This is a genomic window from Cellulomonas algicola (assembly GCF_019024305.1).
GTDB classification, from domain to species: domain Bacteria; phylum Actinomycetota; class Actinomycetes; order Actinomycetales; family Cellulomonadaceae; genus Cellulomonas; species Cellulomonas algicola.
On sequence record NZ_JAHKSJ010000002.1, the window covers coordinates 682,388 to 705,182 of the forward strand.

The 22,795-nt window shown below is 76.1% G+C and carries 22 protein-coding genes; 17 read left to right on the plus strand and 5 right to left on the minus strand.

The genetic code is table 11. The features are described from left to right. The first annotated feature begins 3 nt into the window (after window positions 1-3). The 5 genes from KOV94_RS03120 to ccsB are packed head-to-tail and all read left to right on the plus strand — an operon-like array spanning window position 4 to window position 5,143. Window positions 4-678: a histidine phosphatase family protein gene (locus KOV94_RS03120; RefSeq protein ID WP_218051189.1), complete on the plus strand. Its 675-nt coding sequence runs from the start codon at window positions 4-6 to the stop codon at window positions 676-678. Beyond that, window positions 675-1,361 carry a TlpA family protein disulfide reductase gene (locus KOV94_RS03125; protein WP_218051190.1) on the plus strand — a complete coding sequence of 229 codons (687 nt, stop codon included), beginning with the start codon at window positions 675-677 and terminating at the stop codon, window positions 1,359-1,361. Before KOV94_RS03120 ends, KOV94_RS03125 begins: the two co-directional genes overlap by 4 nt. Beyond that, window positions 1,358-2,398: a cytochrome c biogenesis CcdA family protein gene (locus KOV94_RS03130; protein WP_417282008.1), complete on the plus strand. Its 1,041-nt coding sequence runs from the start codon at window positions 1,358-1,360 to the stop codon at window positions 2,396-2,398. The genes KOV94_RS03125 and KOV94_RS03130 overlap by 4 nt, the downstream gene beginning before the upstream one ends. A gap of 1 nt (window position 2,399) precedes the next feature. Continuing rightward, window positions 2,400-4,139 (plus strand): cytochrome c biogenesis protein ResB, encoded by a 1,740-nt coding sequence (gene resB, locus KOV94_RS03135; RefSeq protein ID WP_218051191.1) that lies wholly within the window; start codon window positions 2,400-2,402, stop codon window positions 4,137-4,139. Beyond that, window positions 4,136-5,143, plus strand: coding sequence for a c-type cytochrome biogenesis protein CcsB (ccsB, locus tag KOV94_RS03140; protein WP_218051192.1), 1,008 nt, complete (start codon window positions 4,136-4,138; stop codon window positions 5,141-5,143). The genes resB and ccsB overlap by 4 nt, the downstream gene beginning before the upstream one ends. 187 nt (window positions 5,144-5,330) lie before the next feature. Here ccsB and KOV94_RS03145 read toward each other — a convergent pair whose 3' ends face one another. Next, complete coding sequence (locus KOV94_RS03145; protein ID WP_218051193.1) at window positions 5,331-5,690, minus strand: PLD nuclease N-terminal domain-containing protein; 360 nt, start codon at window positions 5,688-5,690, stop codon at window positions 5,331-5,333. 50 nt (window positions 5,691-5,740) lie between these two features. On the opposite strand from KOV94_RS03145, the gene KOV94_RS03150 reads away from it, so the two are divergent. Continuing rightward, on the plus strand, window positions 5,741-6,100 hold the full coding sequence (locus KOV94_RS03150; RefSeq protein ID WP_218051194.1) for a DUF4229 domain-containing protein: 360 nt from the start codon (window positions 5,741-5,743) through the stop codon (window positions 6,098-6,100). Between the two features lie 64 nt (window positions 6,101-6,164). Here KOV94_RS03150 and KOV94_RS03155 read toward each other — a convergent pair whose 3' ends face one another. Together KOV94_RS03155 and menE are read right to left on the minus strand one after the other, a co-directional pair. Beyond that, entirely contained in the window at window positions 6,165-7,034 is an 870-nt protein-coding gene (locus KOV94_RS03155) for a 1,4-dihydroxy-2-naphthoate polyprenyltransferase (RefSeq protein WP_124342100.1), read from the minus strand. Beyond that, the gene (gene menE, locus KOV94_RS03160) at window positions 7,031-8,344 is read right to left on the minus strand and encodes an o-succinylbenzoate--CoA ligase (protein ID WP_218051195.1); all 1,314 of its coding nucleotides are present in this window, start codon (window positions 8,342-8,344) and stop codon (window positions 7,031-7,033) included. The genes KOV94_RS03155 and menE overlap by 4 nt, the downstream gene beginning before the upstream one ends. Before the next feature lie 102 nt (window positions 8,345-8,446). Between menE and KOV94_RS03165 the strand changes: the two genes are divergently transcribed. The 3 genes from KOV94_RS03165 to KOV94_RS03175 all read left to right on the plus strand — a co-directional run bounded on the left by KOV94_RS03165 (window position 8,447) and on the right by KOV94_RS03175 (window position 11,069). Further along, window positions 8,447-9,523 (plus strand): DUF3048 domain-containing protein, encoded by a 1,077-nt coding sequence (locus KOV94_RS03165; protein ID WP_218051196.1) that lies wholly within the window; start codon window positions 8,447-8,449, stop codon window positions 9,521-9,523. A gap of 130 nt (window positions 9,524-9,653) precedes the next feature. Beyond that, window positions 9,654-10,772, plus strand: coding sequence for a DUF3048 domain-containing protein (locus tag KOV94_RS03170; protein WP_308160340.1), 1,119 nt, complete (start codon window positions 9,654-9,656; stop codon window positions 10,770-10,772). Between the two features lie 141 nt (window positions 10,773-10,913). Then, complete coding sequence (locus KOV94_RS03175) at window positions 10,914-11,069, plus strand: hypothetical protein (RefSeq protein WP_168679966.1); 156 nt, start codon at window positions 10,914-10,916, stop codon at window positions 11,067-11,069. A gap of 43 nt (window positions 11,070-11,112) precedes the next feature. Here the strand turns inward: KOV94_RS03175 and KOV94_RS03180 are convergent, their stop codons facing one another. Continuing rightward, entirely contained in the window at window positions 11,113-12,102 is a 990-nt protein-coding gene (locus KOV94_RS03180) for a 1,4-dihydroxy-2-naphthoyl-CoA synthase (protein WP_124343690.1), read from the minus strand. 127 nt (window positions 12,103-12,229) lie between these two features. On the opposite strand from KOV94_RS03180, the gene KOV94_RS03185 reads away from it, so the two are divergent. The 5 genes from KOV94_RS03185 (at window position 12,230) to KOV94_RS03205 (ending at window position 18,047) form a co-directional block, all read left to right on the plus strand. Then, the gene (locus KOV94_RS03185) at window positions 12,230-12,556 is read left to right on the plus strand and encodes a DMT family transporter (protein ID WP_124343691.1); all 327 of its coding nucleotides are present in this window, start codon (window positions 12,230-12,232) and stop codon (window positions 12,554-12,556) included. Beyond that, window positions 12,553-13,110 carry a TetR/AcrR family transcriptional regulator gene (locus KOV94_RS03190; protein ID WP_218051197.1) on the plus strand — a complete coding sequence of 186 codons (558 nt, stop codon included), beginning with the start codon at window positions 12,553-12,555 and terminating at the stop codon, window positions 13,108-13,110. The genes KOV94_RS03185 and KOV94_RS03190 overlap by 4 nt, the downstream gene beginning before the upstream one ends. A 98-nt stretch (window positions 13,111-13,208) precedes the next feature. Next, window positions 13,209-14,273: an o-succinylbenzoate synthase gene (locus KOV94_RS03195; RefSeq protein ID WP_218051198.1), complete on the plus strand. Its 1,065-nt coding sequence runs from the start codon at window positions 13,209-13,211 to the stop codon at window positions 14,271-14,273. After that, window positions 14,270-16,144, plus strand: a complete 1,875-nt coding sequence (gene menD / locus KOV94_RS03200; RefSeq protein WP_218051199.1) for a 2-succinyl-5-enolpyruvyl-6-hydroxy-3-cyclohexene-1-carboxylic-acid synthase — start codon at window positions 14,270-14,272, stop codon at window positions 16,142-16,144. The genes KOV94_RS03195 and menD overlap by 4 nt, the downstream gene beginning before the upstream one ends. A 130-nt stretch (window positions 16,145-16,274) precedes the next feature. Further along, window positions 16,275-18,047 carry a S1C family serine protease gene (locus KOV94_RS03205; protein ID WP_225915918.1) on the plus strand — a complete coding sequence of 591 codons (1,773 nt, stop codon included), beginning with the start codon at window positions 16,275-16,277 and terminating at the stop codon, window positions 18,045-18,047. Window positions 18,048-18,624: 577 nt separating this feature from the next. On the opposite strand, the gene KOV94_RS03210 is transcribed toward KOV94_RS03205, so the two are convergent. Next, entirely contained in the window at window positions 18,625-19,974 is a 1,350-nt protein-coding gene (locus tag KOV94_RS03210) for an isochorismate synthase (protein WP_124344445.1), read from the minus strand. Between the two features lie 129 nt (window positions 19,975-20,103). Between KOV94_RS03210 and KOV94_RS03215 the strand changes: the two genes are divergently transcribed. The 3 genes from KOV94_RS03215 to KOV94_RS03225 all read left to right on the plus strand — a co-directional run bounded on the left by KOV94_RS03215 (window position 20,104) and on the right by KOV94_RS03225 (window position 22,775). Then, window positions 20,104-20,799, plus strand: coding sequence for a demethylmenaquinone methyltransferase (locus KOV94_RS03215; RefSeq protein WP_218051201.1), 696 nt, complete (start codon window positions 20,104-20,106; stop codon window positions 20,797-20,799). A gap of 230 nt (window positions 20,800-21,029) precedes the next feature. Next, window positions 21,030-22,355, plus strand: coding sequence for a geranylgeranyl reductase family protein (locus KOV94_RS03220; protein WP_371852399.1), 1,326 nt, complete (start codon window positions 21,030-21,032; stop codon window positions 22,353-22,355). Window positions 22,356-22,412: 57 nt separating this feature from the next. Beyond that, a complete protein-coding gene (locus KOV94_RS03225) occupies window positions 22,413-22,775 on the plus strand; it encodes an NADH-quinone oxidoreductase subunit A (protein WP_124344447.1) in 363 nt (120 codons plus the stop codon). Window positions 22,776-22,795: the final 20 nt, after the last annotated feature.

A 22,795-nucleotide genomic window follows, 5' to 3' on the forward strand; every position in this document is an offset into this window, starting at 1 on the left:
CCCATGGTCGCCACCACCGTCCACCTGCTGCGCCACGGCGAGGTGCACAACCCCGCGGGCGTGCTGTACGGGCGCCTGCCGGGCTACCACCTGTCCGAGCGGGGGCACGCCATGGCGCGCGCCGTCGCCGACGCGCTCGCGGGCGAGCCCGGGACGACCGGCGGGTCCGCGAGGCCGCGGCACGACGTCGTCGCCGTCATCGCCTCCCCGCTGCAGCGCGCGCAGGAGACCGCCACCCCGATCGCCGCCGCGTTCGGCCTCGACGTCGGCGTCGACGAGCGGCTCATCGAGGCCGCCAACCACTTCCAGGGCAAGACGTTCGGCGTCGGCGACGGGTCGCTGCGCCACCCCGAGCACTGGCCCTACCTGCGCAACCCGTTCAAGCCGTCGTGGGGCGAGCCGTACCAGGAGCAGGTCGACCGCATGCTCGCCGCGGTCGCCGACGCCCGCCGGCAGGCCCGCGGCCACGAGGCCGTGCTCGTCAGCCACCAGCTGCCCGTGTGGGTCACGCGCCTCGCGCTCGAGAACCGCCGCCTGTGGCACGACCCGCGCCGCCGCCAGTGCAGCCTCGCCTCGCTGACGTCCCTGCGCTACGAGGACGACCGCCTCGTCGGCGTCGGCTACTCCGAGCCTGCCGCCGCGCTGCTGCCCGGCGCGTCCCACGTGGCGGGGGCATGACCGTGCACCGAGCCTCCCTCCTGACCAGCCCGTCGCGCGCGACCCGCCCGTCGACGGCCCGCCCGTCTGCGCCGTGTCGGTCCCGCGCGCTCGCCCGGACCGCCGCCGCGCTCGCGGTCGTCGCCGCGCTCGCCGCCGGCTGCACGTCCGCGTCCGAGGGCGACGCGCCCGCCGACGTCGTCGACCAGGGCTACCAGTCGGGCGACGGCAGCGCCACGACGTGGGTCGCCGCCGACCGCAAGGGGCCGGTGGAGCTGTCCGGCACGGCGTACGACGGCAGCGCGCAGGACGTCGCGGACTGGCGCGGCGACGTCGTCGTCCTCAACACCTGGTACGCGAACTGCCCGCCGTGCCGCGCGGAGGCGCCCGACCTGGTCGCGCTCGCGACCGACTACGCCGACGACGGCGTGCACGTGCTCGGGATCAACGGGACGGACGCCGCCGGCGCCGCAGAGGCGTTCCAGCGCCAGTTCGACGTGCCGTACGTGAGCATCGAGGACACCGACGGCTCGGCGATCGCCGCGCTCCAGGGCGTCGTCCCCGTGAACGCCGTCCCGACGACGATCCTGCTCGACCGGGACGGCAAGGTCGCCGCACGCATCCTCGGCCTGGCCGAGGCGTCGACGCTGCGTGCGCTCGTCGACGAGCTCCTCGCCGAGCAGCCCGGCGGCGCCGCGTCGTGACCGCCGCCGTCGTCCCCGCCCTCGCCGCCGGCGTGCCCGTCGCGGCGGACGTCGGCGACGTCTTCGGCCAGGCGGTCGTGTCGGGCTCGCTGCTGCTCGCCGTGCCGGTCGCGCTGATCGCGGGGCTCGTGTCGTTCGCGTCGCCGTGCGTCCTGCCGCTCGTCCCGGGCTATCTGGGCTTCCTCGGCGGCATGTCCGGCGCGGGAGCGTCGCGCTCGGCCCGCACCGGCGCGACGAGCGCCGCCGCGGGGACGACCACCGCGGGGACGACCACCGCCGGGACGACCACCGCCGGGACGACCACCGCCGGGACGACCACCGCCGGGACGACCACCGCCGGGACGACGTCCGTGACCGACGGCACGACCGTCGCGACCGGCGACGCGACGACCGGCGACGGCGGCGGGACCGCCCGCACCACGACGGCCACCGTGGAGCGCGTCGCGCCCGCCCGCTCGCGCGTGCTGCTCGGCGTCGGCCTGTTCGTCGCCGGCTTCACCGCGGTCTTCGTCGCCTACGGCGCGCTCGCCGGCTCGCTCGGCGGCCTGCTGCTGCGCTGGCAGGACCCGGTCACGCGCGTGCTCGGCCTCGTCGTGATCGTCATGGGCCTCGGGTTCCTGGGCCTGATCCCGTTCCTGCAGAACGAGCGCCGCCTCCACCTCGCACCCCGCGCCGGGCTCTGGGGCGCACCGCTGCTCGGCGTGACGTTCGGGCTCGGGTGGACGCCCTGCATCGGCCCGACGCTCGCCGCGATCCTCACGCTGTCGCTCGACGGCGGCTCGGCCGGTCGCGGCGCGCTGCTCGCCGTCGCGTTCTGCGTCGGTCTCGGTCTGCCGTTCCTGCTCGTCGCCCTCGGGCTCGAGAGCAGCACGCGCATGGTCGGCTTCCTGCGCCGGCACCGCCGCGCGATCATGCGCGTCGGCGGCGCGATGCTCGTGATCCTGGGCCTCGCGCTCGTGACGGGCGTGTGGGGCACGTGGGCGTCCTGGCTCCAGGGGGTCCTCACCGGCTACGACCCCTTCGTGCCGGTGGTGTGACGTGACGACCTACCGCCCCGAGGGCCTCGACGACGCGTTCACGCAGCCCACGGACGCGCCCGACGCGCCCGCGGATGCGCCCGTCCAGCTGCCGACCCTCGGCTTCACCGGCTGGGTGCGCTGGGCGTGGCGCCAGCTCACGAGCATGCGCGTCGCGCTGCTTCTGCTCATGCTGCTCGCCGTCGCCGCGGTGCCCGGCACGCTGTTCCCGCAACGCGCGCAGGACCCCGCCAAGGTGGCGCAGTACCTGCTCGACCACCCGACGACGGGCCCGTGGCTCGACCGCCTCGGCTTCTTCGGCGTCTACTCGTCGGTCTGGTTCTCGGCGATCTACCTGCTGCTGTTCGTGTCGCTCGTGGGCTGCATCCTGCCGCGCACCAAGGTGCACCTCGCCGGGGTCCGCGGGCGTCCGCCGCGCACGCCGCGCCGCCTGGGCCGGTTCCCCGCGCAGGGCGGCGCGACGACGGACGACGACGCGCGCACCGTCGCCGAGCGCGCCGCGGCGACCATGCGCCGCGGCTGGTCGTGGCTGCCGTTCGTGCCGACGTACCGCGTCGACGTGCACGACGAGGGCGGCGGCACCTGGTCGGCCGCGGGGGAGCGCGGGTACCTGCGCGAGACCGGCAACCTCGTGTTCCACCTCGCGCTCGTCGGGCTGCTCGTGTCCGTCGCGACCGGCCAGCTGCTGCACTACCGCGGCCAGGCGATCGTCGTGCAGGGCCGCGGCTTCGCGAACGCGCAGGTCGACTACGACACGTTCGAGAACGGCACCGGCTTCGACCCGTCGTCGCTGGTCCCGTTCACGCTGCGGCTCGACGAGTTCGACGCGCGCTTCGACCCCGAGACGCTCCAGTCCCGCGACTTCACCGCGCACGTGACGCTGACCGAGCCGGGCGACGCGCCGCAGGAGCGGACCATCAAGGTCAACCACCCGCTCACCGCGGGCGGCGCCAAGGTGTACCTGCAGGGCAACGGGTACGCGCCCGAGCTCACGGTCCGCGACGCGGCCGGCGAGGTCGCGTTCGCCGGCGCGGTGCCGTTCCTGCCGCAGGACGAGGTGTACACGTCGCGCGGCGTCGTCAAGGTGCCCGACGTGTCCGGCGGCCAGGAGCAGATCGGCATCGTCGGCTACCTGCTCCCGACGGCGACGCAGGTCAGCGACACCCTGTACCGCTCGACCGACCCGCAGCCGGACGAACCGCTGCTCGTGCTGTCGGTGTGGTCCGGCAACCTCGGCCTCGACACGGGCGTGCCGCAGAACGTGTACGAGCTCGACGAGTCGCGCATGGAGCAGGCCGTCGACGCCGACGGGAACGTCGTCACGCTCTACGTCCGCCCGGGCGAGACGGTCGACCTGCCCGAGGGCCTCGGAACCCTGACGTTCGACGGTCTGCCGCGGTTCGTCGCGCTCGACCTCCGGCACGACCCGGCGCTCACGTTCGTGCTCGTGTTCGCGCTGCTCGCGTTCGCCGGCTTGGCGGCCAGTCTGTTCGCCCCCCGCCGCCGCGTCTGGGTGCGGGCCGCGCCCGGGACCGGCGACGACGCGGGCCGTACAGTGGTCACCGCGGCGGGACTCGCCCGCGGCGACGACGTCGGCCTCCAGCCCGAGCTCGACCGGCTGCTCGCGGCGACGCTGCCGACGACGGCCGCACCGCAGCCACCGGACCCGACGGCCCCCGCCGACGCGTCCACCCCGTCCAGCCCGTCCGCCCCGACCGTCCCCCGAGGAAGCGCGACATGACCACCGGTGACCTCTCCACGCTGCTCGTGTGGGCCGCGGCGACCGCGTTCACGATCGCGCTGATCGCGTTCGCCGCCGACCTCGCGCGCATCGCCGACTCCACGCAGCGGCGCGCCGCGGCGAAGACGGAGTCCCGCGCCGCGGTCGCCGCCGGCGGCGGCTCGGTCGCGGTCGCCGAGGCCCCGCCGGCTGCACCCCAGGGCTCGGCGAAGGCGGAGGGCATCGCCCGCTCGACGACCTACCTGGGCCTCGCGCTGCTGTTCGCCGGCATCGTGCTGCGCGGCATCGCAGCCGGCCGCTGGCCCACGGCGAACATGTACGAGTTCACGATCGTCGGCGTCCTCGTCGCGGTGTCGGTGCTCGCCGTCGTGCAGCAGCGTCGCGTGATCGCGTTCCTCGGCGTGCTCGTCATGGGCATCGCGGTCCTCGCCCTGGTGCTCGCCCTCAACGCGTTCTACATCCAGGCCGACGCCGTCCAGCCCGCGCTGCACTCCTACTGGCTGGTCATCCACGTCGGGGTCGCGATCATCGCGACCGGCATCTTCACGGTCGCGTTCGCCGCGTCCGCGCTCCAGATCCTCGCCGACGTGCGTGCGTCCGGCCCCAAGCCCGTCGACGCGCCCCGCGCCTGGACCGACGGCATGCGCCGCGCGGTCGTCGGGCAGCGGTTCGGGTGGGTCGACCAGGTGCCGTCGCCGCGCGACCTCGAGGCGCTCGCCTTCCGCCTCAACGCGCTCGGCTTCGTGCTGTGGACCTTCACGCTCATCGGCGGCGCCATCTGGGCCGAGCACGCGTGGGGCCGCTACTGGGGCTGGGACCCCAAGGAGGTCGGCACGTTCGTCGCGTGGGTCGTGTACGCGGCCTACCTGCACGCCCGCACGACGCGCGGGTGGAGCGGACGCCGCGCCGCGTACTTCGTGTTCGTCGGCTACGCCGTGGTGCTCGCGAACTTCACCGTCGTGAACCTGGTGTTCTCCGGCAAGCACTCCTACTCGGGCCTCTGACCGGCCCGCCCGAGACGGGCGGCGACGCGGACGCGGGACGTGCGCGCGGCGTGACGTCAGGCGTCGACATGACGTCAGGACGTCGTCGGAACGTCAGGACGTCGTCGGAACGTCTGGACGTCGTCGGACCGTCAGGACGTCGTCGGAACGTCAGGACGTCGCGGAGCGTCAGGACGTCGGCGGAGCGTCAGGACGTGGGGGAGCCGTCCCCCGTGCCCTGCTCGCGTCGGCGCCGCTCCTCGTCGAGCTTGCGCAGGAAGTCGGGGTCGTCGTCGGGGGCGACCGGTCCCGAGCGGCGGCGCGGTGTCCACGACGACCCGCCCGACGCCGAGCCGCCGGTTCCCCCACCGGCCTGGCGGGCGGCCGCGCGGCGACCGCGGCTCACGAGGATCCACAGGATCGCGCCCAGCACGGGCACGAGGACGACGAGCGCCATCCACAGCAGCGGGTGGACGCCCAGCCGCTCCTCGTCGGAGCTGCGGGAGATGTCGAGCACGCACCACACGACGAGGCCGACCACGATCACGAACGCGAGGTAGCGGGCCATCCACCCACCCTAGGCGTCGAGCGGTCCCGCTGCCGTCCTAGGCTGGTGGGGTGCCCGTCGCGCTCTACACCCTCTACCGTCTGCTGCTCTTCGCCGCGTTCCTCGGCCTGCTCTGGGTCGCGGGGCTGCGGTCCTGGCTCGCGGTGATCGCGGCCGCGCTGCTCGCGTGGATGGCGGGGTACGTGCTGCTGCGCACGCCACGCGACGCGGCCGTCGCCTGGATCGCGGCACGTGACGAGCGGCGCACGCGCGAGGGCACCAAGGGGCGCTCGCGCGCGGACCAGGACGCCGACGTGGAGGACGCGGCGGTCGACGCCGCGGACGGTCCTCGGGCGGACGCCAAGGCGGACGTGCCGACGTCGACGGACGACGGCGGGACGTCCGTCGACCGCAAGAAGCCGACGGCCTGAGCCGACCGTCTGACCCGAGCGCCTGACCCGACCGCCCGCCTCGCTCCTCGGGCGGGGTCGACCGTCAGATCGCCAGGCCGAGCCCCAGCAGGACCCCGAACCCGAGCTCGAGCATCCCGGTGCCCGCGAGCACGGGCACGAGCGCGCGTCCGCGCGCCCCCAGCAGCACGACGCCGGCCAGGATGCCGGCGGGCGCGAACAGCGGCAGGACGAGCAGCGCCCACGGCGCGGCGAACACGCACACGGCGCCGAGCGCGACGGGCACGAGCACGAGCGCCGCGTACACGCGCCGCGCCTTGTACTCCCCGAGCCGCACGGCCAGGGTGCGCTTGCCGACGAGCGCGTCGGTCGGCACGTCCCGCAGGTTGTTGACCATGAGCAGCGCGCACGCGAGCAGCCCGACGGCCACGGCGCCGACCCACGCGGTCCACGGCAGCTCGAGCGCCTGCGTCCAGGTCGTGCCGAGCACCGCGACGAGCCCGAAGAACACGAAGACGCCGACCTCGCCGAGCCCGCGGTACCCGTAGGGGCTGCGGCCGCCCGTGTACGTCCATGCGGCAGCGATGGCGAACGCCCCGACGGCGAGCAGGAACCACTGGGACGTCACGACGACCAGCGCGAGGCCGAGCAGCCCGGCGACGGCGAACGACAGGAACGCCGCCGCGCGCACGGCACGAGGGCTCGCGGCGCCCGACGCGGTGAGCCGCAGCGGCCCGACACGGTCGACGTCGGTGCCGCGGATGCCGTCGGAGTAGTCGTTGGCGTAGTTGACGCCCACCTGCAGCGCCAGCGCGACGCCGAGCGCGAGCGCGGCCCGTCCGAGGTTCGCCTCGTCGAGCTGTGCGGCGGCACCCGTGCCGACGAGCACCGGTGCGGCCGCCGCCGGCAGCGTCCTGAGCCGTGCACCGGCCACCCACTCCCGTGCGGTCGTCACGCGCCGCTCCTTCCGGTCGGTGCGGGCGGGGCGCCCGCGTCGTCGTGCACGCCCGTCGGGGTCGTGCGCTGCTTGTCCTCGTGTCCGACAGCCTCCGCGGCGAGCCGCGCGACCGCCGTGCGGTCCACCTTGCCCGGGCCGCGCAGCGGCAGCGCGTCCACCGTCACGAGGTGGCGGGGCGCGCTCGGGGCGCCGAGCCGGTGCGCGACGGCCTCGCGCACCCGGTCGAGCGTCGGGGCGTCGCCCGCGCGCGGCACGACGACCGCGACGACGGCCTGCCCCCACTCGGCGTCGGGCACGCCCACGACGCACGCCTCGCGCACGCCGTCGAGCCCGCCGAGCACCGCCTCGACGGCTGCGGGGGCGACCTTGGCGCCGCCGGTCACGAGCACGTCGTCGGCGCGTCCGAGCACCGTGAGGACGCCGTCGTCGAGCCGGCCGAGGTCGCTCGTGCGCAGCGCGCGGCGCCCGTCGGGCAGCGTCACGAAGGCGTCGGCGTCCAGGTCGGGGCGGCCGCGGTAGCCGTCGGCCAGGACGGGTCCGGACAGCAGCACGCGCCCGGCGTCGTCCAGCGCGACCGTGACGTCGTCGAGGGGCACGCCGTCGTACACGCAGCCGCCGCACGTCTCGGTCATGCCGTACGTCGTCACGACGCGCACGCCCGCCGACCGTGCGCGCCCCAGGACGTCGGGGGCGGTCGCCGCACCGCCGAGCAGCACCGCGTCGAAGGTCGCGAGCGCCGCGGTCCCGGCGGGGTCGTCGAGCAGCCGCACGAGCTGGGTCGGGACGAGGGACGTGTACCGCCGCTCGGCCGTCCCGAAGGCCGCGAGCGCCTCGAGGAACGCCGCGGGACGGAACGGCCCGTCCGGGACGACGACGGGCGTCGTCCCCGCGAGCACCGAGCGGACGAGCACCTGCACCCCGGCGACGTGGTGCGTCGGCAGCGTGAGCAGCCACCGCCCGGGCCCGCCGAGCCGGTGCTCGGTGGCCGTCGCCGAGGCACGCAGGGCGGCGCGTGAGAGCAGGACCTCGCGCGGCTCACCCGTCGACCCCGAGGTCCGGACCACGACGGCCACACGCTCGTCGACGTGCGCGGCCGGCGCGGCCGTCGGACCGCGTCCCGGCCGTGCCGGCGCGGCTCCCGCGTGCTCGTGCGTCGCGCGCCCGGACGGGTGGACCGCGGGTGCGTCGACCGGCCGCTCGTCGGGGCCCGGTGCGACGGGCCGCACCGCGGGGCCCGTCCCGTCGAGGGCCGCGGCCAGCGCGTCGAGCAGCGCGTGCGCGGGCACGTCGCGCAGGGGCCGGGTCACGCGCCCAGCCTAGGTGCCCGTCGGCGAGCCGCCCGACGCCGGACCGGACGCACGGGGTCGGCAACTAGAGTGACCCGCGGTCCGCCCCCGAAGGAGCCCTCCGTGCCTCACGCCCCTGCTCGCCCGACGCTGCGTCTCGCCGCCGTCCTCGCCCTCGCGGTGCTCACGGTCGGCGCCTGCGCGTCCGGGCCGAGCCAGCCCGAGCGCACGACGCTCACGCAGGAGCCGACCGTCGAGGTCGCGAAGGCCGCCCCGCCCGCGGTCGTCGTGCCCCCGCGCTGGCCGCTCACGGGGGAGGCCGCCGACGCGGTGGTCGACCGGCCGGCGATCGCGGTGAAGATCGAGAACCCGCGCGAGGTCCGCCCGCAGACGGGCCTCGACCAGGCGGACGTCGTCTGGGAGCAGGTCGTCGAGGGCGGCATCACGCGGTTCGTCGCCGTCTTCCACTCGCAGGTGCCGGCGGAGGTCGGACCGGTCCGCTCGATCCGCCCGATGGACCCGGCGATCGCAGCACCCCTGCACGGCATCGTCGCGTTCTCGGGCGGTCAGCAGGCCTTCGTGCGCGAGCTCGGGCAGTCGGGCGTGCAGCTCATGAGCCAGGACGGCGGCGCGGCGGGCTTCTACCGCAAGAAGGGCGTCATGCCGGCGTGGCACAACGTCTACGGCACCCCCACGACGTGGTGGGAGAACGCCGACGCGGGTCACAGCGCGTCGCCGCCCGCGCAGTTCGCGTTCGCGCGCCGCGCGGACCAGTCGACGGTGCTGACCGCCGGGACGCCGGCGACGCTGCTCGACCTCCGGCTGTCGGGCTACTCGCGCCCCCGGTGGGCGTTCGACACCGCGAGCGGCACGTGGCTGCGGTCCGAGGGCGACACGCCCGCGACGGCCCGGTCGGGCACCCGGCTCGCCGCACGCAACGTCGTCGCGCTGCGGGTCCAGCTCGTCGACTCGGGCACCAAGGACCCCGCCGGGAACCCCGTGCCGGAGACGGTGCTGGTCGGCACCGGCAAGGGCACGGTCGTCAGCGGCGGCAAGGCGCTCGAGGTGACGTGGTCGAAGCCGGCGACGGACGCCGTGCTCACCCTGACCGGCCCGGACGGCTCGCCGGTCACGCTCGCGCCGGGCGTGACGTGGGTCGAGCTGGTGCCGGCGTCGTCGGGCAGCGTCACCGTCTCCTGAACGCCGCCGCCGGCCGCCGCGCTGGGTGCCGCGCGGTCCGGTGCGCCGCCCGGGCGATCGTCGGGCCGAGTGCGGGGCACGCCCGCCGCGCTCAGGAACGTCCGCGACGCGCCGTGACACAGTGGTCCGCGTGACGAGGACGACGCAGGGCACGACGACACGGGGCACGACGGCCGGGCACCGGCGACGCGGGCGCCCGACGCTGCGGTGGGGCCTACCGCTGGTCGGTGTGATGCTCGCGCTCGCGGCCTGCGGGACCGCCGCCGAGCAGTCGCCGCCGCCGACGCCCGTCACGGAGCGGCCGTCGATCGAGCCCGACAAGGGCGCCGCGCCGACGCCCGTCGTCCCGCCGACGTGGCCGCTGACCGGCGTGCCGGGCGAGCCCGCGCAGCGTCCGGCGCTCGGCGTGAAGGTCGAGAACACCGCGGTCGCACGGCCGCAGACCGGTCTCGAGCAGGCGGACGTCGTGTGGGAGACGATCGTCGAGTTCGAGGTGTCGCGGCTCATCGCGGTGTTCCACTCGCAGGTGCCGGCCGAGGTGGGGCCGATCCGGTCGGTGCGTCCGATGGACCCGGTGATCCTCGCGCCGACGCACGGCCTGCTCGTCTTCTCGGGCGGGCAGCCGGGGATCCTCGCGCTCGTCGAGGACAGCGGCCTGCAGATGATCTCGCACGACGCGGGCGCCGACGGGCTCTACCGCACGCGGGACCGGGCGGCGCCGCACAACGTCTACGGCACGCCCGAGGTGTTCTGGGCGCAGGCCGACGCGAGCCACCAGGCCCCGCCCGAGGAGCAGTTCACGTTCGCGCGCAGCGCCGACCGCGCGGCGGCGGTCGCCGGCGGCACGCCCGCCACGACCCTCGACTTCCGCCTGTCGGCCGCGTCGAACCCGCGCTGGTCGTGGGACGCGGGGTCGGGGACGTGGCTGCGGTCGGAGGGGCAGACGCCCGCGAACGCCCGCAGCGGCGCGCGGCTGTCGGCGGTGAACGTCGTGTCGATCACGGCCGCGCACCCCAGCACGCAGTTCGGCGCGCAGGGCGGTGCCCCCGTGCCGACGTACGAGCTGGTCGGCTCCGGTGACGGGGTGGTCGCGACGGGCGGGAAGACCGTCGCGGTGCGCTGGCAGAAGGACGCGCAGGACGCGCCGCTGCGGCTGTTCCTGGCCGACGGGCGCCCCGCCGACCTCGCGCCCGGCAACACGTGGGTCGAGCTCGTCCCCGCCGGCTCGGGGTCGCTCACGGTGGGCTGAGCCCGCCGGAGGGAGGGTCGCGGACGCGGCCGGGTCCACCTCGGGGCGGAACGTTGTCCTCCCACGGGTGGGTTTCCGCCTCTCGGGTTCCCGACGTGGGGGCGACGCGCCCGCGGGGGTCGTCGCGACAGTGTTGTCGTCATGGCCACCGAGCACCTGCAAGCCCGTGAGCACAGCACCGCGTCGCTGGGCGCCGTCGTCGCGTCGGTCGTGATCCTCGCGGGTCTCGCCCTGGGCGCGACGCTCGCGATCAGCCAGGTCGTCGACCTCGCGGCGTGGGCGTTCGGTCGTCAGTGAGCGCCGGCTCCCGCGCGCCTGCTGACGGGGTGGAGGGACCTCGTCAGTAGGCGTACGGGAAGCCGGACCAGTCGGGATCGCGCCTTTGGAGGAAGGCGTCGCGTCCCTCGACGGCCTCGTCGGTCATGTAGGCGAGCCGGGTGGCCTCCCCGGCGAACACCTGCTGACCGGCGAGGCCGTCGTCCGCCAGGTTGAAGGCGAACTTGAGCATGCGGATCGCCTGCGGCGACTTGGTCGCGATGATGCGGGCGTACTCGAGGCCGGCCTCCTCGAGCTCGTCGTGGGGCACGACGTCGTTCACGGCGCCCCACGCGTGGGCCTCGTCCGCGGAGTACTCGCGGGCCAGGAAGAAGATCTCCCGGGCGCGCTTCTGCCCGACCTGCCGGGCGAGCAGCGCGGACCCGTAGCCGCCGTCGAACGAGCCGACGTTGGCGTCCGTCTGCATGAACCGGCCGTGCTCGCGGCTCGCGATCGTCAGGTCGGCGACGACGTGCAGCGAGTGCCCGCCGCCCGCGGCCCAGCCGCCGACGAGCGCGACGACGACCTTGGGCATGGTCCGGATGAGCCGCTGCACCTCGAGGATGTGCAGCCGGCCGGCGCGCGCGGGGTCGACGGCCTCGGCCGTGTCGCCGTCGGCGTACCGGTACCCGTCGCGGCCGCGGATCCGCTGGTCGCCGCCCGAGCAGAACGCCCAGCCGCCGTCGCGCGGGCTCGGCCCGTTGCCCGTGAGCAGGACGGTCCCGACGGACGACGTGGTGCGCGCGTGGTCGAGCACCCGGTAGAGCTCGTCGACGGTGTGCGGGCGGAACGCGTTGCGGACCTCGGGCCGGTCGAACGCGACGCGCACGACGGGCAGGTCGCGACCGGTCGCGCCGGCGGCGCGCTGCGCGTCGTCGGGCCGCGCGTAGCCGCGGTGGTACGTGAGGTCGGTGAGGTCCTCGAAGCCGTCGACGGTCCGCCAGCGGCGGGGGTCGAACGTCGTGGAGACGGGTGCGGGCAGCGCGGGCTCGGCGGTCGGGGAGGTGTCGCTCACGTCGTCACCCTAGTGTTCGATCATTCTGGTACGGTCGTACTAGAACGTGCGCGGGACGGCGGACCTGACACCCGGCGCGCACGACGCCCGCCGACGCAGGCGGGCCTGCTCGGAGGTGTCGTCCCCCATGGCCTGGATCGTCCTCGTCCTGTCCGGTGTGCTCGAGGCGGGTTGGGCGCTCGCGCTCAAGCAGTCCGCCGGCTTCACCAAGCTCTGGCCCAGCGTGTGGTTCGTCGTGCTCGCGGCCGCGTCCTTCGCGGGGCTCAGCTTCGCGCTGCGCACCCTGCCCGTCGGCATCGCCTACGGCGTGTGGGTCGGCGTCGGGGCCGCGACCACCGCGGTCGCCGCCGCGATCCTGCTGCACGAGCGCATGTCGGTGCTCACCGTCGTGTCGCTCGTGCTCATCGTCGCGGGCGTCGTCGGGCTGCAGCTGTCCGGCAGCAGCCACGCGTGACCCGCACGACCAAGGGCACGCAGCGCCGCGACCAGCTCGCCGCCGCGGCCGCCGACCTCGTGCTGCGCGAAGGGCCCGGAGCCCTCACGCACCGCCGGGTCGCGGCCGCGGCCGGCGCGTCGCTGTCCGCGACGACCTACTACTTCGCCGACCTCGACGAGCTTGCGACCGCCGCCGGCAGCGTCCTCGCCCGGTCGTGGGCGCAGAACGCGAGCGCCGTCCTCGCGTCGCTCGACGCCGGGCCGCCGACGGGCGCCCACGCCGCCGCCGACGTCGTCGCAGCCGCCGTCCTGCCCCCCGGCGACGACGACGCCGTGCGTGCGCAGTACGAGCACCTGCTCGGGTCCGGCCGCAACCGCACCCTCGCGCGGGCCTTCGCCGACGGGCGCGCCGAGGTCGACGAGGTGGTCGCACGCGTCATCGCGGCCGTCGGGCTCGAGCTCGCGCCCGCCGTCGCCGTCGCGCTCGTCGACGGTGCCGTCGTCACTGCCCTCTCGGAGGACCGCCCGGTCCGGCCGACCGCTCGCGACCTGCTCCTCGCCGTCGCCCGCTGAGACGTCGCCGGCGGACCGCGCCCGACGACCGGCCGCGCGGTGCCCCACCAGGCCGACGGCCGTCCGGGAGCGCCCGGCGGCCGACGTACGCTGGCCCGATGCCCGCCACGCCGTCCCCGGTCGTCTGGTCCGTGCCGATGCGGACCCGGTTCCGCGGCCTGACCAGCCGCGACGGGGTCCTCGTCCGCGGGGACGCCGGGTGGGGCGAGTTCAGCCCGTTCTGGGACTACGACGCGACCGAGTCCGCCGCGTGGTGGCGTGCGGCACGCGAGGCCGCCGACCAGGGGTGGCCCGAACCTGTCCGCGCGACCGTCCCGGTCAACGTGACCGTGCCCGCGGTCGACGCCGCGACCGCGCACCGGATCGTCCGCGCCTCGGGCGGCTGCCGGACCGCCAAGGTCAAGGTCGCCGAGCCCGGGCAGACCGTCGACGACGAGGTCGCCCGGCTCGAAGCGGTCCGCGACGCGCTCGGGCCCGACGGTGCGATCCGCGTCGACGCCAACGCCGCGTGGGACGTCGACACCGCGGTCGCCCGGCTCGCGGTGCTCGACCGCGCCGCTGGTGGGCTCGAGTACGCCGAGCAGCCCGTGCCGACCGTCGACGACCTCGCCGCGCTGCGCCGCCGCACGCACGTCCCGATCGCCGCCGACGAGTCCGTCCGGCGGGCCGACGACCCCCTCGCCGTCGCGCGCGCGGGCGCGGCCGACGTGCTCGTGCTCAAGGTCCAGCCGCTCGGCGGGGTGCGCGCGTGCCTGCGGATCGCCGAGGACTGCGGCCTGCCGGTCGTCGTGTCGTCCGCGCTCGAGTCGTCGGTCGGGCTCGCGGCCGGCGTCGCGCTCGCGGCCGCGCTGCCCGAGCTCCCGTACGCGTGCGGCCTCGCGACCGCGCAGCTCCTCACGGCCGACGTCGTCGCCGACCCGCTCCTGCCGGTCGACGGTGCGGTGCCCGTGCGCCGTCCCGTGCCGGACGCGCGGCTGCTCGCGGCGCACGCGGCCGACGACGCGCTGACCGCACGCTGGCACCGCCGGCTCGACGACGTCCTCGCGGTCGCCGGTGCCCGTGGCCCACGCGGCACCGGGATCCCGACGGGCGACCCGACCGGCTCGCCCACCGGGACCCCGGCGGGCGACACGACCGGCCCGCGGGCGACGTGGACGGCATGATGTCCGACGTGACGACGCAGCCACGCGACCCGAGCCCGGCCACGACGGCCGCACGCGTGCTCGTGCAGGCGCTCGCCACGCTCGGCGTCCGGGACGTCGTGCTCGCCCCCGGGTCGCGCAGCGCGCCGCTCGCGTACGCGCTCGCGGACGCCGCCCGTCCCGACGACGAGCGTCCCGCCGGTGCCCCCGCCATCCGCCTGCACGTGCGGATCGACGAGCGGTCCGCCGGGTTCCTGGCCCTCGGGCTCGCGCGTGCGGCGGCCCACGACGAGGACGGCGCGCGGCCCGTCGCCGTCGTCACCACGTCGGGCACGGCCGTCGCGAACCTGCACCCCGCGGTCCTCGAGGCGCACCACGCGGGCGTCCCGCTGCTCCTGCTCACGGCCGACCGGCCGCACGAGCTGCGCGGGACCGGCGCCAACCAGACGACCGTGCAGCCCGGGATCTTCGGTGCCGCCGTGCGGCTCGCCGCCGACGTGCCCGCACCGGTCGGCCTGCCCGACGAGGCCCGCGACCTGCGCCACCTCGTCTCGCGCGCGGTCGCCGCCGCCACCGGTGCGCGCACGGGCGACCCCGGCCCGGTGCACCTCGACCTCGCCTACCGGGAGCCGCTCGTCCCGCCGCCCGGGCCCTGGCCCGAGCCGTCGGCGGTCGGGCTCGGCAACGTGCAGTCACGCGGTGCGGGGCTCCCGGGCGCCGTGACCGCGGCGCTGCCCGCGGTCGTCGACGCGCGTGCGGCCCTGGCGTCCGCGGGCGGTGCGGCCGGTGCGACGGCGTCCGGTCGCCGTCGGGGGGCAGTCCCGACCGTCGTGGTCGCGGGTGACGGCGCCGGCCCGGTCGCGCGACGCGTCGCCGAGGCGTGCGGCTGGCCCCTGCTCGCGGAGCCGTCCTCGGGCGCGCGCGGTGGACCGAACGCGATCGCGGCCTACCGCCTCCTGCTCGCGGACCCGCGGCTCGGCGGTGCGGTCCGGCGCGTGGTCGTCCTCGGCCGGCCGACGCTGTCCCGGCCCGTGCAGCGCCTGCTCGGGCGGGCCGACGTCGAGGTCGTGGTCGTCGCGCCGCAGGGCGGGGCGTGGCCCGACGCCGCGCGCAACGCGTCCGACGTGCTCACAGAGGTGCCCGCCCGCATGCTGCGCGGCCGCGTGCACGCCCCGACCGGCTGGCTCGAGGCGTGGCAGACGGCCGGCAAGGCCGCCGACGCGGCGGTCGACGCGCTGCTCGACGGCCCGGGGGAGCGGGACGCCCGACGCTCGCGCAGCGGCACGCGCGTCACGGGCCCGGCGCTCGCCCGCGCGGTCGCGGGGGTGCTGCAGCCGCACGACGTCCTCGTCGTCGGCTCGTCGAACCCGGTTCGCGACCTCGACCTCGTCGCCCGCTGGGACACCGCCCCGCTCGTCCTCGCGAACCGCGGGCTCGCCGGGATCGACGGCACGCTGTCGACCGCCGCGGGCGTCGCGCTCGGGCTGCCACGCCGACGCGTCCGCGCGCTCGTGGGCGACCTGACGTTCCTGCACGACGTCGGAGGCCTGCTGCGCGGTCCGCTCGAGCCGGTCGTCGACCTGCAGGTCGTCGTGGCGAACGACGACGGCGGGTCGATCTTCGCGACCCTCGAGCCGGGCGAGCCCGACCGGTCCGACGTGTTCGAGCGCGTGTTCGCGACCCCGCACGGCGTCGACGTCGCGGCCCTGTGCGCGGGGTACGGGGTGCGGCACACGCGCGTCGTCGACGCCGAGGGCCTGCTGCCCGCGCTCGCGGCGCCCGGACCCGGGCTGAGCGTCGTCGAGGTCCGCGTGGACCGCACCGGGCGGCGGGCGCTCGGCGAGCGCGTCGCGGCCGACGTGGCGCGCGCGGTCGACGGCGCCCTCGGCTGACCGGTCGCTGCCGGCGCCCGCGCGGCACTCCTGCCGGACGCATGAGGAACTGACAGCAAGTTCCCAGGTTCGTCTGAGCCTCCCTCCAGCACGACGTCCTTTCATGGAGGACGACAAGGAGGGACCCACGATGACGAGCACCCCAGAGCACGGCGCGGGCGAGAACCACCCCCAGGCGCAGCCGACGCAGCCGATCCCGCCGATCGGCGCGACGCAGCCCCTGCCCACGCAGCCGGCCCACCCGACCAACCCCTTCACCGCCCCGCACCCCGCCGCACCGGGCGAGGTCCACGCGCAGGAGCAGGCCCGCCGCCAGGCGGCCCACGAGGAGGCCGCGCGGGTGCGTGCCGAGCGTGACGCCGCGTACCACGCGCAGTGGACCGCGGCCCAGCAGGCGGCCGCGCAGCACGCCGCGGCGCAGCAGTTCGCGCAGCAGCACCCGGCGCAGCAGCACGCGACCCAGCAGCACGGCGCGCAGCAGCAGCCCGTCGCGGTGGGCGCGCACCAGTCCGCGACGGTCCACCCGCAGGGCGCACCGCAGCACGCCCCGTACGGGCCGGTCCGCACCGCCCCCGCGGGCGCCGGCGTCCCGCCGTACGGCCCGACCGCGACGCAGCCCGGCGCCACCGGACCGCGCAAGCGCCGCACCTGGATCCCGGTCGTGTCCGCCGCCGCGGCCGCCGCGATCCTCGGCGTCGCCGCGACCGGTGCCGCGTTCACGATCGGCGACGAGCGCGCCGACGGCTCGCGCCCGGCCTCGCTCGCCGAGATCGGCCGCGACACGACCGACACGGTCCCCGTCGCGGGCTCGACGAACGACGCCCCCGACTGGCAGGCGGTCTCGCAGGCCGTCGCGCCGTCCGTCGTCGCGATCGAGGTCAGCACCGGCCAGGGCGGCGCCCAGGGGTCGGGTGTCATCGTCGACGACCAGGGCCACATCGTCACGAACAACCACGTCGTGGCCGGCGCGCAGGGCAAGGTCCAGGTCACGCTGACCGACGGCCGCCTGTTCGAGGCGAGCGTCGTCGGCACCGACCCGACGACGGACCTCGCGGTCATCAAGCTCGACGACGCCCCCGACGACCTCGTCGCGGCCGCGCTCGGCGACTCCGCCAAGGTCGAGGTCGGCCAGTCCGTCATGGCCGTCGGCAACCCGCTCGGCCTCGCCAACACCGTGACGACCGGCATCGTGTCGGCCGTCGACCGCCCGGTGTCGACCTCCGCGGAGGACGGCAGCCAGGCGACCGTGACCAACGCGATCCAGGTCGACGCCGCGGTGAACCCCGGCAACTCCGGCGGTCCGCTGTTCGACGCGCAGGGCCGTGTCATCGGCATCAACTCGTCGATCGCGACGATGTCGCAGCAGTCCGGCTCGATCGGCCTCGGCTTCGCCATCCCGGTGAACCTCGTGAAGAACATCGCGTCGCAGCTCATCGACGACGGCACCGCCGAGCACGCGTTCCTCGGCGTGAGCCTGTCCGACGGCACCGCGACCGCCGACGGCGTGACCCGCCGCGGCGCGGTCGTCGAGGAGGTGAGCGCAGACTCGCCCGCGTCCAAGGCCGGCCTCGAGGTCAAGGACGTCGTCGTCGCGATCGACGGCAAGGCGGTCGGGGGCGCCGAGTCGCTCACGGCCTACGTCCGGGCGCTCGCGTCCGGCGACCAGGCGACGCTCACGGTCGTCCGCGACGGCAAGGCGTCGGAGGTCGACGTGACGCTCGCCGCCCGCCCGGAGTCCGCGGCGACCCCGCAGGACCCGCAGGGCGGCGGCCAGGGGCAGGACCAGGGCCAGGACCCGGGCCAGCAGGGCCAGGGCCAGGACCAGCAGGGTCCGGGCGGCCTGCCGGGCGGCATGACCCCCGAGGACCTGTGGAAGTGGTTCCAGGGTCAGGGTCAGGGCTGACGCCTCACGCTTCCCGACCGCGACCCCGGTGACGGACCAGCACCGTCCCCGGGGTCGCACGGGACTCGCGGCTCGCACCCCGGAGCCGCTCACCCCGGTCGACCCGACCGCCACCGCCGGGCACCCGTACCCCCCGCAGGTGCCCGGCACCCGACCCGCACGGGTCACCGCCGTCACGGCCGCGTCCCCCGCCCATGACGGCGACGGCACCCGTGCGGCGCCGGGGGCCGCTCTCCCCGGCGGCCCCCGTGCCCGCGGTCTCGGACCGCGTCGACGCCCCCGGCCCACGGACGGCCGGGGGCGTCGTGCTGCCCGGGCCCGGCCGGCGACGGAGGCGGAGGTGCCGCGGGCATCGCGCGGCCGGGCCCGCGAGCAGCTCGTGGGAACGGGCGACCGTCAGGTGTCGGACGGGTCGAGAACCGGCAGGCGTCGCGAGATCGGTGGCGTCAGGCGCCGCGAGGTCGGCGACGCGGCAGGTGTCGCCGAGGTCGGCGACGCGGCCGGCATGGCGTGGTCGGCGACGCGGCAGGCATGGCGAGGTCGGCGACGCGGCAGGCATGGCGAGGTCGGCGACGCGTCAGGCGTCGCGGCCGAGCGCGTCACGCATCGGCACGAGCTTCGCCTCGGACTCGGCGAGCTCGGCGGCGGGGTCGGACGCGGCGACGATGCCGCAGCCCGCGAAGAGCCGCACCTCGCGCGGGTCCTGCGCGTCGACCTGCGCGGACCGCAGGGCGATGCCCCACTCGCCGTCGCCGTCGGCGCCCATCCACCCGACCGGCCCGGCGTAGCGGCCGCGGTCCATGCCCTCGACCTGCGCGATGAGCGCGCGGGCGGCGGTCGTCGGCGTGCCGCACACGGCGGCGGTCGGGTGCAGCGCGGCCGCGAGCGCGAGCGACGACGGGTGCGTCGTGGTGCCGACCGGCGCGGTGAGCACGCCGGTCACGTCGGACGCGAGGTGCAGGACGTTCGGCAGGTGCAGCACGAAGGGCACGTCGGGCACGTTCGTCGACGAGCAGAACGGCTCGAGCGCGCGGGCCACGGACGACACCGCGTACTCGTGCTCCTCGAGGTCCTTCGACGAGTGCGCGAGGATCGCGGCGCGCGCCATGTCGGCGGCGTCGTCGCCCGTCCGGCGGATCGTGCCGGCCAGCACGCGCGAGGTGACGAGGCCCTTCTCGGACCGGACGAGCAGCTCGGGCGTCGCGCCCAGGAGCCCGTCGACGCTGAACGTCCAGCAGGACGGGTACCGGCGGGCGAGCCGCTGCAGGGCCCAGCGCACGTCGACGGGGTGCTGGGTGCGGGCGCGCACGTCGCGCGCGAGGACGACCTTCTCGACCTCGCCGGCGCGGATCGCGGCGACCCCGGCGGCGACGACGTCGCGCCAGTCGTCGGCGGGGACGGCGCCGTCGCGGTACTCGACGTCGCCGGGTGCGACGGGCGGGACGTGCGGGCCGACGACGTCCGCGAGCGTGGGCGCGGCGCCGAGCCGCGGCCCGGCGGTGAGGGTCGTGAGCCAGGTGCGGCCGCCGCGGCGGCCGACGACGACGCGCGGCACGACGACGACGCCGCCCGCGGGGGAGTCGTCGTCGAACGCGAACGACGCGAACGCGACGGGGCCGGTGCCGGGCACGTGGACCTCGTCGCGGACCACGGCGTGCGCGAGGACGGACCGCCAGGCCTCCTCGGCGCGCGCGAACCGGTCGGCGCCGGTGACCTCGACGCGCAGCGTCTCGCCCCAGGCCACGATCCCGTCGCCGCGCCGGACCCACGCGAGGGGTGCGTCGGAGGGCAGCAGGTCGAGCAGGTCCGCGGGGTCGGGGGTGCCGGCGTCGGCGTCGTGCGTCCGGCCGAGGTCGTCCAGGGCGACCGTCCGCACCACGAGCGGCTGGGGGACCGCGTCCGCGGGCGCGGCGGTCTGCGTGGTCATCACGTCCAGGGTAGGACCCGTGGCGGGCGCTGCTCGTCGACGGCGGTGTGACGTACGCGGCACCCCCGTGCGGCGCGGCGCGCGGGACGCGGCTCGTCGGCGGAGGGCGGACCTGCGACGATGGGCGGCATGTCCCGTGCCTCCCTCGAGAAGGACCCTCGCGACGTCGCGCGCATGTTCGACGCGGTCGCGCACCGGTACGACGTGACGAACGACGTCATCTCGCTCGGCCAGGACCGCGCGTGGCGCAAGGCGACGCTCGGCGCGCTCGCCGCGCAGCCGGGGGAGACGGTCCTCGACCTGGCCGCCGGGACGGGCACGTCGGCCGAGCCGCTCGCGGACGCGGGCGTGCGCGTGGTCGCGTGCGACCTGTCGATGGGCATGCTCGAGGTCGGCAAGCGCCGTCGCCCGGACCTGGCCTTCGTGGCCGGCGACGCGCTGCACCTGCCGTTCGCGGACGCGTCGTTCGACGCGGTGACCATGTCGTTCGGGCTGCGCAACGTGTCGGACGTCTCCGCCGCGCTCGAGGAGCTGCTGCGCGTGACCCGGCCGGGCGGGCGGCTCGTGGTGTGCGAGTTCTCGACGCCGTCGTGGAAGCCGTTCCGCACGGTCTACTCGAACTACCTGATGCGGGCCCTTCCGCCGGTCGCGCGGGCCGTCTCGAAGGAGCCCGAGGCGTACACGTACCTCGCGGAGTCGATCCGCGAGTGGCCGGACCAGCGCGCGCTGGGCCTCCTGGTGAAGCGCGCGGGCTGGGAGCACGTGGCGTTCCGGAACCTGTCCGGCGGGATCGTCGCGCTGCACCGCGGCACGCGTCCGGAGTGAGCCGTGCGGGGCGTCCGACCGGGTGACGACGCTGGTCGGGGCCGGTCGCGGCGGTCCCGTCCGATTCTCACGGCCGGTCGCGGGCCCTGTGCGGCGCGCGGGACGCCGCGCCCGGTGCGACGCCGACGCGGAGTCGCAGGCCAGCGGCCCTTCTTCACGCCGCCTCCACAGGTTAGGCACACCTTCGGAGACACCGTCAGATGCCGTGGTTACACTCGCGCTGACCGCACGTGAACATCGTCACAAGTGGGGAGCCGCTCGTGGTGGGGACGACGACGGATGACGCTGACGTCATCGTCGTGGGCGCAGGGCCGGCCGGCTCGAGCGCCGCGTTCCACTGCGCCTCCGCAGGTCTCGACGTGCTCCTCCTCGAGAAGGCCGCGTTCCCGCGCGACAAGGTCTGCGGCGACGGCCTGACGCCGCGCGCGGTCGCCGAGCTCGTGCGCATGGGACTGCCGCTGCGCGAGCAGGACGGCTGGATCCGCAACCGCGGGCTGCGCGTGATCGGCGGTGGCCACCGCCTCGAGCTGCCGTGGCCCGAGCTCTCCTCGTACCCGTCGTACGGCCTCGCGAAGTCGCGCATGTCGCTCGACCACACGCTCGCGTCGCACGCCCGCGCGGGCGGCGCCAAGCTGCTCGAGCGCACGTCCGTGACGGGCCCGGTGCGTGACGAGCGGACGGGGCGCGTCGTGGGCGTCACGGCCCGTCCTGTCGACGACAAGGGCCACCGCGCGGGCGACGAGGTCGTCTACCGGGCGCCCGTCGTCATCGCCGCAGACGGCGTCTCCACCCGCCTGGCCACGTCGGCCGGCCGCACCAAGCGCGACGACCGTCCGATGGGCGTCGCCGTCCGCACCTACTTCCGCACGCCGCGCCACGACGACCCGTGGATGGAGAGCCACCTCGAGCTCTGGGACGGCGAGCCCGGCCGGTCGAACCTCATGCCGGGCTACGGCTGGATCTTCTCCCTCGGCGACGGCACCGCGAACGTGGGCCTCGGCTCGGTGAGCTCGACGGCCGCCGCGACGAAGGTCGACTACAAGGCGCTGTTCGCCGCGTGGATGCGCAACGCGCCCGCCGAGTGGGAGTTCACGCCCGAGAACCAGGTCGGCCAGGTGCGCGGCGCCGCGCTCCCGATGGGCTTCAACCGCGGGCCGCTGTACGGCGACGGGCTCATGCTCGCGGGCGACTCCGCGGGCATGGTCAGCCCGTTCAACGGCGAGGGCATCGCGTACGGCCTGCAGGCCGGTCGGGTCGCCGCCGACGCGATCGCGCAGGGCCTCGCGCGGGGGACCGCGGCAGGCCGCGAGCGCGCGTTCGCGACGTACCAGCGCCGCATGAAGGACGACCTCGGCGGGTACTACACGCTCGGTCGCGTGTTCGTCCGGCTCATCGAGCACCCCGAGGTCATGCGGATCTGCACCCGCTACGGCCTGCCGCGGCCGCTGCTCATGAAGTTCGTGCTCAAGCTGCTGTCCGACTGCTACGAACCCCGGGGCGGTGACATGGTGGACCGGGTGATCGCCGGGCTGGCACGGATCGCACCGGCCGCATGAGCTGTCCGCCCCGCACCCGCCCTCGGCTCGGCCTCGACGAAGAGGAGTGACGTCCTGATGGACAACCCGTACGCCCCGCTGCTCGTCCTCATGGGCATCGCGGCCGTGCTCGCGCTCGGCGGTGTCGGGGCCAGCGCGATCCTCGGACCGAAGCGCTACAACCGCGCCAAGCTGGAGGCGTACGAGTGCGGCATCGAGCCGACGCCGCACGCCATCGGCGGTGGCCGGTTCCCGATCAAGTACTACCTGGTGGCGATGACGTTCATCGTCTTCGACATCGAGGTCGTCTTCCTCTACCCGTGGGCCGTCGCGTTCGGCGACCTCGCGGTGTTCGGGCTCGTCGCGATGCTCGTGTTCCTCGTGCTCATCACGGTGCCGTTCGTCTACGAGTGGCGGCGCGGGGGCTTCGAGTGGGACTGACGTCACGGACGGGGGCGCGA